This window comes from Paramesorhizobium salinisoli, assembly GCF_003335045.1.
GTDB classification, from domain to species: Bacteria; Pseudomonadota; Alphaproteobacteria; order Rhizobiales; family Rhizobiaceae; genus Paramesorhizobium; species Paramesorhizobium salinisoli.
Map to the genome: position 1 here is coordinate 1 of NZ_QOZG01000137.1, position 324 is coordinate 324.

Here is a 324-nt window from a genome sequence, read left to right on the forward strand (position 1 = left end):
GCGCTGGTTATCGTGCTGTTTGCCAATGGCGTGGTGTGAAGAATGCCAATCTTTCCTTCCACCCAGATGGCATCACAGATTGGGGAAGCGGAGAGACACATACCGCCATCGATGTGACGGTTCACGCCGGTGTGGGCGATGGCGTGACCAGCGCTGCGCAATGGCTGTGCGATCGTCTGGGAAAGGATAAAGAGGCGTTAGGCTGGATCGACAAGGGCGCACCGCTGATGCCAACAGCAGCAGCCATTACGGCGCTTGTAGCATCGAAGCGCAAGCCAATCGATATGATAAACCCGTTCACTGCCGACGCCGCCGGCGGCCTAA

1 protein-coding gene is annotated in these 324 nt (G+C 58.0%); it reads left to right on the plus strand.

The window, feature by feature from the left end:
• Nucleotides 1-35: 35 nt before the first annotated feature.
• The coding region (locus tag DUT91_RS25260; protein ID WP_147272322.1) for a hypothetical protein at nt 36-324 on the plus strand (289 nt) is incomplete at its 3' end.